Origin of the sequence: Sandarakinorhabdus sp. (genome assembly GCF_040398645.1) — a bacterium.
In the GTDB taxonomy this organism is placed as follows: domain Bacteria; phylum Pseudomonadota; class Alphaproteobacteria; order Sphingomonadales; family Sphingomonadaceae; genus Sandarakinorhabdus.
In genome coordinates, this window is sequence record NZ_JBBATR010000006.1 from 26,105 (window position 1) to 35,032 (window position 8,928).

Annotated in this window: 14 protein-coding genes; 5 read left to right on the forward strand and 9 right to left on the reverse strand. The window is 63.3% G+C overall.

Features of this window, described 5'->3' with window-relative positions:
* From ABWP50_RS02565 to ABWP50_RS02585, 5 genes are all read left to right on the forward strand, one after another.
* A partial coding sequence (locus ABWP50_RS02565) for a DNA gyrase subunit A (RefSeq protein ID WP_353216423.1) occupies positions 1 to 1,806 on the forward strand: 1,806 nt, incomplete at its 5' end.
* A 30-nt stretch (positions 1,807 to 1,836) separates the two neighbouring features.
* The gene (locus tag ABWP50_RS02570; RefSeq protein WP_353216424.1) at positions 1,837 to 2,004 is read left to right on the forward strand and encodes a hypothetical protein; all 168 of its coding nucleotides are present in this window, start codon (positions 1,837 to 1,839) and stop codon (positions 2,002 to 2,004) included.
* 4 nt (positions 2,005 to 2,008) lie between these two features.
* Complete coding sequence (locus tag ABWP50_RS02575) at positions 2,009 to 2,143, forward strand: hypothetical protein (RefSeq protein WP_353216425.1); 135 nt, start codon at positions 2,009 to 2,011, stop codon at positions 2,141 to 2,143.
* Positions 2,144 to 2,255: 112 nt separating this feature from the next.
* Complete coding sequence (locus tag ABWP50_RS02580; RefSeq protein WP_353216426.1) at positions 2,256 to 3,146, forward strand: SPFH domain-containing protein; 891 nt, start codon at positions 2,256 to 2,258, stop codon at positions 3,144 to 3,146.
* Between the two features lie 7 nt (positions 3,147 to 3,153).
* Positions 3,154 to 3,357, forward strand: coding sequence for a type II toxin-antitoxin system antitoxin (locus ABWP50_RS02585; RefSeq protein ID WP_353216427.1), 204 nt, complete (start codon positions 3,154 to 3,156; stop codon positions 3,355 to 3,357).
* 12 nt (positions 3,358 to 3,369) lie between these two features.
* Here the strand turns inward: ABWP50_RS02585 and ABWP50_RS02590 are convergent, their stop codons facing one another.
* The 9 genes from ABWP50_RS02590 to ABWP50_RS02630 all read right to left on the reverse strand — a co-directional run.
* Positions 3,370 to 4,557, reverse strand: coding sequence for a CCA tRNA nucleotidyltransferase (locus ABWP50_RS02590; RefSeq protein WP_353216428.1), 1,188 nt, complete (start codon positions 4,555 to 4,557; stop codon positions 3,370 to 3,372).
* Positions 4,554 to 5,147, reverse strand: coding sequence for a CoA pyrophosphatase (locus tag ABWP50_RS02595; protein WP_353216429.1), 594 nt, complete (start codon positions 5,145 to 5,147; stop codon positions 4,554 to 4,556). Before ABWP50_RS02595 ends, ABWP50_RS02590 begins: the two co-directional genes overlap by 4 nt.
* On the reverse strand, positions 5,147 to 5,719 hold the full coding sequence (locus ABWP50_RS02600) for a DUF1285 domain-containing protein (protein ID WP_353216430.1): 573 nt from the start codon (positions 5,717 to 5,719) through the stop codon (positions 5,147 to 5,149). The genes ABWP50_RS02595 and ABWP50_RS02600 overlap by 1 nt, the downstream gene beginning before the upstream one ends.
* Positions 5,720 to 5,734: 15 nt before the next feature.
* Positions 5,735 to 6,250 (reverse strand): GNAT family N-acetyltransferase, encoded by a 516-nt coding sequence (locus tag ABWP50_RS02605; protein ID WP_353216431.1) that lies wholly within the window; start codon positions 6,248 to 6,250, stop codon positions 5,735 to 5,737.
* A 152-nt stretch (positions 6,251 to 6,402) separates the two neighbouring features.
* Complete coding sequence (locus ABWP50_RS02610; protein ID WP_353216432.1) at positions 6,403 to 6,975, reverse strand: F0F1 ATP synthase subunit B family protein; 573 nt, start codon at positions 6,973 to 6,975, stop codon at positions 6,403 to 6,405.
* A 53-nt stretch (positions 6,976 to 7,028) separates the two neighbouring features.
* Positions 7,029 to 7,505, reverse strand: coding sequence for a F0F1 ATP synthase subunit B family protein (locus tag ABWP50_RS02615; RefSeq protein ID WP_353216433.1), 477 nt, complete (start codon positions 7,503 to 7,505; stop codon positions 7,029 to 7,031).
* 78 nt (positions 7,506 to 7,583) lie between these two features.
* The gene (locus ABWP50_RS02620; RefSeq protein WP_022679853.1) at positions 7,584 to 7,811 is read right to left on the reverse strand and encodes an ATP synthase subunit C-like protein; all 228 of its coding nucleotides are present in this window, start codon (positions 7,809 to 7,811) and stop codon (positions 7,584 to 7,586) included.
* Between the two features lie 36 nt (positions 7,812 to 7,847).
* Positions 7,848 to 8,588, reverse strand: coding sequence for a F0F1 ATP synthase subunit A (locus tag ABWP50_RS02625; protein WP_353216434.1), 741 nt, complete (start codon positions 8,586 to 8,588; stop codon positions 7,848 to 7,850).
* A 6-nt stretch (positions 8,589 to 8,594) separates the two neighbouring features.
* The coding region (locus ABWP50_RS02630) for an AtpZ/AtpI family protein (protein WP_353216435.1) at positions 8,595 to 8,928 on the reverse strand (334 nt) is incomplete at its 5' end.

Below are 8,928 nucleotides of genomic sequence, written 5' to 3' on the forward strand. Positions count from 1 at the left end.
AATGGCGAGGAAGAAGAGCCGGAATTGTTCCCCGGCCTGTTTCCCAATCTGCTGATCAACGGCGCCAGCGGCATCGCCGTGGGCATGGCCACCAGCATCCCGCCGCACAATCCGCCCGAAGTGATCGATGCGGCGCTGGCGCTGCTGCATCGGCCCGAAACCACAAATGATGAACTGATGGCGATCATCACCGGCCCGGATTTTCCCACCGGCGGCGTGCTGGTGGAGCCGCCGGCCAGCATTGCCGAATCCTATCGCACCGGGCGCGGCAGCTTTCGGTTGCGGGCGCGCTGGAGCATCGAGGACCTTGGCCGCGGCACCTGGACGATCATCATCAGCGAGATTCCCTATCAGGTGCTGAAGGGCAAACTCATCGAGCAACTGGCCGAGCTGATCACCGAGAAAAAACTGCCGATTTTGGCTGATGTGGCCGACGAAAGCGACGATCAGCTGCGCATCGTCATCACGCCGCGGTCGCGCAACGTCGATGCCGATGTGCTGATGGACAGTCTGTTCAAGCTGACCGATCTGGAAGTGCGCGTGCCGCTCAACATGAACGTGCTCGACGGCGGCAAACCAGGCGTGCTCGGCATCACGGCGGTGCTGAGCAAATGGCTGGTGCACCAGCGCGAGGTGCTGCTTGGCCGCGCCCGCTACCGGCTGGGCCGCATCGATGCGCGGCTGGAAGTGCTCGGCGGGCTGCTCAAGGCCTATCTCAATCTTGATGAGGTGATTCGCATCATCCGCGAGGCCGATGATGCCCGCGCCGAATTGATGGCTGCCTTCGATCTCAGCCATGTGCAGGCCGAAGCCATATTGAACATGCGGCTGCGTTCGCTGCGCCGGCTGGAAGAAATTGAAATTACCAAAGAAAATCTCGCGCTGACGGCCGAGGCCAAGGGCCTGCGCGCCCTGATCGACAGCCCGGCAGCACAAACCGCGCGGCTGGACGCCGATCTGCAAGCGCTGCGCATCGCTTATGGCCCGGCAACGCTGCTTGGTCGCCGCCGCACCAGCATCGCCGCTGCGCCGCAGGTCAGGCATGTGCCCATCGAAGCCATGATCGACCGGGAACCGCTGACGATCATCTGTTCGGCCATGGGCTGGCTGCGCACCCTGAAAGGCCATATCGATCTAGCCGCGACCGCTGCGACCGGGCCTGAGGCACTGAAATACAAGGAAGGAGACGGCCCGGCCTTCGCGTTTCATGCCTACACGACTGATCGGCTGATCCTGATTACCAACGATGGCCGGTTTTTCACGCTGGCGCCAGATCGCCTGCCGGGTGGGCGGGGCTTTGGTGAACCGGTGCGGTTGATGATCGATCTGGCCGAAGGCGCTGCGATATTGGCGATGTTTGCGCATGTCCCGGGCCGCCGCTTGCTGCTGGCGGCCAGCGACGGCCGCGGGTTCCAGATCGAAGCAAATGATGTGCTCGCCGAAACCCGCAAGGGCCGGCAAGTGATGTCCCCGCGCGCCAGCGCCGTGCTGCAACTGGTGCGCTGGATCGCGCCGCAGGACGATGCGATTGCCGTGATCGGTGACAATCGCAAGTTGCTGGTGTTTGGGCTGGAGGAATTGCCGCTGCTGCGCCAGGGCCAGGGTGTGGCGCTGCAGAAATACAAGGATGGCGGCATGGCCGATGCCCGCAGCTTCGTGATGGCGCAGGGCCTGAACTGGCCGATGGGCGGCGCATCGGGCCGCACCCGCACCGAAGCCGATCTGAGCTTCTGGAAGGGCGCGCGCGCCAGCGCTGGGCGCATGCCGCCCACCGGCTTCCCGCGCGACAACAAGTTCACCAGCTGAAGCCTCGCCAGCTGCCGCGAAGCAGGTTACATGCATGAAATGATTGGTATCATCCTCATCGGCGTCCTGAATATCGCCATGTTCTTCTGGTTCGGTTATCTGGTCAGCAAGGACCCGGCCAATATTTTCAAGAAGCGCCCGCCGCCAAACCCGCTACCAAATGAACAGCAGGGCGACAGCAAGCCGCCGCAGGAGTGAAGCCATGATCGTGATCGCTTTGGTGGTGCTGGCGCTGGTTGTGGCGGTGTTCATCATGCTGACCGACACGCGCAAGAACAACAATTTCGCCGCGCTGAGCAAAACCGACGTGCCGCCGGCCGACGACCCCAAGGGCTGAAGCCGCCTGCCTGGCCCTGTTGGCATGGGCACGAGCATCGTCTGATCAGACTTGCTCTCCTGTGAAAATTCGATATAAATATAATATCGTATTTTTAAGGAGAACAGGTGCCATGTCGTCCGAAGCGCTTCGCCGGCCCAGCAGCGAACGGGCCAATGCCGGCAGCAACGGCCTGTTGATGCTGGTGGTTGTCGTGCTGCTGCTGCTGGCCGCCGGCGGGGCCGTGATTGCCGGCCTGGCCAGCCGCTCGCCGGCCGTGCTGATCGCTGGCGGTGCGATTGCCATCGTAATGCTGTTTGTCATAGCAGGATTTTACATGTTGCAGCCCAACGAAGCGGCCGCGATCACCATGTTTGGCGCCTACAAGGGCAGCGACCGCACCAACGGCCTGCGCTGGACCTTGCCGTGGATGTCCAAGGCCAAAATCTCGCTGCGCGCCAACAACCTTATTTCGCAGCAGATCAAGGTGAATGATCTGCGCGGCAATCCCGTGGAAATCGCGGCGCAGCTGGTCTGGCGCGTTACCGATACGGCGCAGGCGCTGTTTGATGTCGATGATTATCGCCTGTTTGTGACCGCGCAGGTCGAAGTGGCGGTGCGCACCATCGGCGCGCGCTACCCCTATGATGATTTCGAGCACAAGGAAGTGACCTTGCGCGGCGATCATGAGCGAGTGTCGGGCGAATTGCGCGCCGAATTGATCAATCGCCTCGCCGTGGCCGGCATCACCGTCGATGAATGCGGCTTCACGCATCTGGCCTATGCGCCGGAAATTGCCGGCGCCATGCTGCGCCGCCAACAGGCCGCCGCCGTGGTGGCTGCCCGCGAGACGCTGGTGTCCGGCGCCGTCGGCATGGTCGAAATGGCGCTTGCCAAGCTCAGCGAGAAAAAAGTGGTGGAGCTGGATGAAGAGCGCAAAGCCGCCATGGTGTCCAACCTGCTGGTGGTGCTGTGCGGCGAACGCGACACCCAGCCGATCGTGAACGCCGGCAGCCTCTATTGATGGCCTGATGTCGGCAAAAAAAGCCTTCGCCCTGCGGCTCGATCCAGCGCTCCACGCAGCGCTGGAGCGGGCCGCTGCGGACGAGCTTCGCAGCCTGAATGCCGAGATTGAAGTGTTGCTGCGCGAAGCCCTGGCGCGGCGCGGCGTGAAAGTGACCATGACGCCAGCGCCGCGCCGCGGCCGCCCGCCCGGCGATCAGGACGCGCTGTAAATCGGACGCGAATCAGCCCTGCGCTGCGGCGTCAAGCATCGCTGCGATCACGCCCGTATCGCCGGGAAAACCGGCCGCCACCCAAGCGCGTTCAAACACGCCAAGCCGCGCCGCAACCTCTGGCCCCGGCGGCACCCCGCGCGCGATGATATCCTTGCCCGATGCCGGCAAGCGCGGCCGCTGCCAACCGATCAGGGGCCGGGCAGCGTCGGGATCGCCCGCAATCAGCAGCCGATCAATCACGGCTGCCGCGCTATCGCGCCAAGCAGCGGGATAATAGGGCGGCGCATCAGTCGGCTGCACGGCAGCGGCAATCCGCGCCCGCTCTGGATTGGAGAGTTTCAGCCGGGCCGTCACCTCCGCTGCGCGGGGATCGGCTGGCAGCAGCAGTGCCGCCAGCCGGCGTTCCCATGATTTCGGCAAGGCGGGGAGCGCCGCTTCGGCTGCGATCGTGCGCGCCAGCACCGACAGGCGGGCTGCATCCAGTTCGGGCAGCACTGGCCGGAAAATGCCGCTGTCCAGCATCACCGCCAGCATGGGCACTGGATTGGCCAGCCCAAGCAACAGTCGCAATTCCATGGCGATGCGCTCGCGGCTCAGCGCCATGAGATCATTGGCGCGCGCCGTGCAGGCGGCGAGCCCGTCGCCATCAATCTGCGCTGCAAACCGCGCCGAGAAGCGGAAAAACCGCAGGATGCGCAAATGATCTTCCGCGATCCGCTGCTGCGGATCACCGATGAACCGCACCCGCCGTGCAGCCAGATCGGCGATACCGCCCCAATAATCATGCACATCGCCGCCGGGCATATCGGCATAAAGCGCATTGATGGTGAAATCACGCCGCGCCGCATCCTCCCGCCAATCACCGGTGAACGCCACCTCGGCATGGCGGCCAAAGCTGTGCACATCGCGGCGCAAGGTGGTGATTTCGGCAACGAGCCCGGCCCCCACAGCCGTGATTGTGCCATGGGCAATGCCGGTGGGCACGGCTTTCAGGCCGGCACTGCGCAGACGCTGCATCACTTCATCCGGGGTCAGCCTTGTGGCCAGATCGATATCACTGCACACCAGCCCAAGCAGGCCATCGCGCACCGCGCCGCCGACCAGCCGGGTGGTGCCGGCCGCCGCATCAAGGGCTTCGAGCAGCGCTGCGCCGGCTGGCAGTGCCGTCCATGCTTGCGCCGGCAGCACTGTCGTCACTGCGCCGCCACGCGCCGGGCCAGCGCCACGATCATTCCGGCCGTTGCCCCCCAGATGACGTGGGAATCGTGCCTGATCGTCCAGAAATGCCGGGTTTCGCCCTGCCACTGCCCGCTTTGCCGCACGTGATTGCCGGGATCGAGGGCATGCGCCAGCGGCACATGAAACAGCGCGTCGACTTCGCCAGGGTCCGCCTGCAGGGCCAGACCGGGCGGTACCACTCCCACCACCGGCGTCACCAGAAAGCCGGTCCCAGTGCGATAGGGATCGAGCATCCCGAGGACCTCGACCTGATCGGGCGGCATCGCCACCTCTTCATGGGCTTCACGCAGCGCGGTAGCGATCAGGCTGGCGTCACCGGCATCAAGCCGCCCGCCCGGAAACGCTACCTGCCCGCCGTGACGACGCAGATGGGCGGTGCGCCGCGTCAACAGCAATTGCGGATCGGCTTCATCGGTGATCGCCATCAGCACGGCAGCCGCCATCAAGCCTTCGGCGGGCGGCGGCGGGCCTTGCATCAGATCCCAATCCCCGTGCGGCTGCGGCGTGAACGGCCGCGCCAGCAGGCTGCGCACCCGATCAAGCGGCATCAGCGCTGGACCGGCATGAACGGGAAAAACGCGCCATTGCTCCACAGGCCGGGTGGATCGCCGGCCTCGGCCAGCGCCAGATCAGCCAGCCGATAGAAAGTGGCACGGTTCACCAACGCCAGCAGGCCGCCGCGCACATGCAGATATGGCCGCGGCGTGTCGTCATCGTCCAGGCGCACATCCAGAGCGTGATCCGGCCCGGCAGCGACAATGTCGTCAGTGTTGAGCCGGAACAGCAATTGCCGTGCCCGCCCTTCACCCTGGCTGTCGGCATCGACCGCCGTGAACGGCGCATCATCGACATCAATGTCCAGCTTTTCACCGGGCGTGACCAGCACGTGGCTGCCATCGGCTTCGCGGCGCAGGATGGACGCAAACAGCTTGACCAGTTCCTTGCGGCCAATGGGCGATCCGGCATGAAACCAGGTGCCATCGGCGGCAATGCGCATGTCGCTATGGCCGCAATGCGCCGGGTGCCATTGTTCAACGGGGAGCCGTTTGCCGGTGCCGGCCAAGGCCAGCAGGGCCGCAAAACGATCAGCAGGCGATTGCGTGTTCACCAGCTCATCCATAGGCGCATGCTGGCGTCAGGCAACCTTGGCGGCACACTTGTCGGCTTCCAGCCAACCTAGCCGCGGCAAAGAAGCACAATCGCCGCGCGAGAGCAGCCGATCCCGGTTCACCGGCCCCGGAACTTGCCAATGGCGCGTGGCTGTCGATGCAAAACCGAAGCGGCCATAAAATGGCGAATCACCGATCAACAGCACGGGCGCCGCCGACGCCGCATCGCTAGCAGCCAGGCTGGCACGCATCAGCGCTGACGCAATGCCCTCACCTTCACGGCTGGCGAAAACCGCAACCGGGCCAAGCAGGATCAGCGGCCAGTGACTGCCGCTGATGCCGCGCAAACGGATGGGCCAGCATTGCAGGCTGCCAACCAAGCTTGCGCCATCTAACGCGACAAATGACAAGCCGGACACAAGCGGCATGCTGTCACGAAGGCGATAGGCGGTGCGGTTGCGGCGGGCCGGGCCAAAGCGCTGATCAAGCAGTGTTTCAACAGCAGAGCCGTGGGTGGCGGCAAACGGTACGATATCAATCACGGGAAAAGGCTTTCGGCAAACAGGACAACAACCGGCATTGCACCTAGGTGGCGCAGTGTCAGATTCGTCGGTCGTGTCGCAGAAACCGGCTCATTGCGCTGTCGTAGCAGCGGCAAAGAGAACAAACAACGGGCGTTGTTGGCTGCAAATGCTCAATGCAAACGGCGGTCGAGGCCGGCAATCGCCTCTTCGGTGAGCCGCGTCCTGAGATCCTGATCGCTGCGCGCGGCGATGATGGCGGCCGCAGCGCGGGTGACTTGCGCAGCAACTTCGGCCTTTAGCTCGGCGGCGGCGGCGCGCTCGGCCGCTGCGATCCGAGCTTCGGCTGCGGTCGAACGGCGGGCGATGGCTTCGCTGGCGGCAAGCTGGCTGGCCGCAACCAATTCGGCCGCTTCGGTTTCGGCGCGTGCGCGGATGGCAGCTGCATCAGCCGCGGCCGCAGCCTGGCGCGCCTTGGCATCTGCCAGCAACACTTCGGCTTCGGCCCGCAAGCCGGCGGCTTCATCCAACTGCTTTTTCACGCTAGCAATGCGCCCATCCAGCGCAGTAGCGATCAGCGTAGGAACCTTACCAACCACAACGGCCAACACGATGAAAATGGCGACGCCAACATAAACCCAGCCTTCGGCATCGAGGCCGAGCAACACCGGTTCAACGTGAGGTTCACCGCCATTTGCAGCCGTGTGGGCGCCGGATTTGGCGGTCTGGTTCGCGATTTCAACCATGGCTCTTCCTTGGCATCGGCCCGATTATGGCGGGGCCAGTAACGGCTACAGCGTCAACGCGGCGCAAGTGCCGCCAAAACGTCAACTGGTGTCACCACAAGGCCTGTCAAGCGGGTCACCGCATCGCTGGTCAGATCGGCAACCGTGGTTTCGAGGTTGGCCCGCGCCGTCGTGCGGGCGGCATCAAGCCTGACCGCCGCAGCATCGGCATCGCTGTCCAGCTGGGCAGTAAGCTGCTTCAGGCGGGCTTCGCTAGCCGCCGAAGCGGCATCACGCGCCGCGCCAACTGCAACCTGTGCACCCGACTGGGCCGCCTTGATGTCATCGTCGTAGGCGCTGCGAATCGTGTCTGCTTGGCCCTTGGCCGCCTCGGCACGATCTAGATCCTTGGCAACCTGGCTATCACGCGCATCGATTACCTTACCCAATTTGGGCAAGGTGGGCCGCACTGCTGCAAAATACAGCAGTGCAAACACCAGGCCGAACCAGAACAGCTGTGAAGCAAAACTGCTGGGATCAAATTGTGGCACGGATTTTCCCCAGGCTCTGACGCGTTGATACGGCTGGCAATACGGGGGCTGGCACAAGGCCGGTCCCCGCACCAAAAATCAGCCGAAGGCCAGCGCCAGCGCGACAACGGCGGCGATCAGGCCGAGCGCTTCGGTCACAGCGAAGCCGAAGATCAGGCGGGCGCCCAGCTTGTCAGCAGCAGCCGGATTGCGCAGGGCACCCTGCAGGAACATGCCAAAGATGAGGCCGACGCCGATAGCGGCAAAGCCTGCACCCATTGCCGCGAGGCCAGCACCGATCAGCTTGTAAGCAGCAACAGTTTCCATCGTTCGTCCTTTGTAAGTAGTAAATGGTTGGATTGATTAGTGAAGGTTGACGGCGTCGTTGAGGTAGATGCTGGCCAGAAGCGCAAACACATAGGCCTGTACAACCGCGATCAGCAGTTCCAGCGCAGTGAGCGCCACGTTGACGCCCAGCGGAATTATGCCCAGTCCGATATTGACCGCCCCAAGCGAAACCACAAAGCCGCCGAACACCTTCATCAACACGTGGCCTGCCGTCATGTTGGCAAACAAGCGGATAGCGAGCGTGAACGGGCGCGACAGGAACGAGAGAAATTCGATGGCTGCCACCAGCGGCGCAACGAACAACGGTGTGCCTTCGGGCAGGAACAGCGAGAAGAAATGCAGGCCATGGCGGGCAAAGCCAACGAACAACACCAGCACGAACACGATCATCGCCAGCGCGAAGGTGACAGCGATATGGCTGGTTGGCGTGAAGCTGTGCACGAACGGCACCATGCCTAGCAGATTGCAGACCAGGACGAACACGAACAGCGTGAAAATCAGCGGCGCGTAACGCAGGCCATCCTTGCCAACATTCTCGCGCAGCATGTCGCGAATGAAATCATACAGCAGTTCGACTGCGGCCTGCATGCGGTTAGGTATCAATTGCGGGCGCGCCGTGCCGACGAACAGGAACGCCGACACTACGATCAGCGTAATGAGCATCCACAGCGAGCTGTTGGTAAACGACAGATCAACACCGCCAACCGCAAGCGGCGCGATAGTTTCGATCTTGAATTGCTCCATCGGGTTGGCCACGGCCGTTCAATCCCCACCCAGCTCGCGCTGTTCCAGTTTCTTTTGCCGGCGCAGCGACTGGTACAAGCCAGTCGCAAACCCCAACAGCAACATCAGAATAAGACCCCAGGGACCGGTGCCAATCTGGCGGTCGATAAACCAGCCAATAAACCCACCCGCAAGCATGGCGCCGATAAATTCGGACGCAGCCTGAAAGCCGGAATTCTCGGCTGCCTTGGCACCATCCTTGCCGCCAGATTCTGCCGCCCGAGCCGCAGCAATGCGGCGCGCGAGGCTATCCTCGTCGGCTGGTTGGTCGGCCAAGGCGAAATCCCTGTCGTCAACACCCGTTTCACTCACC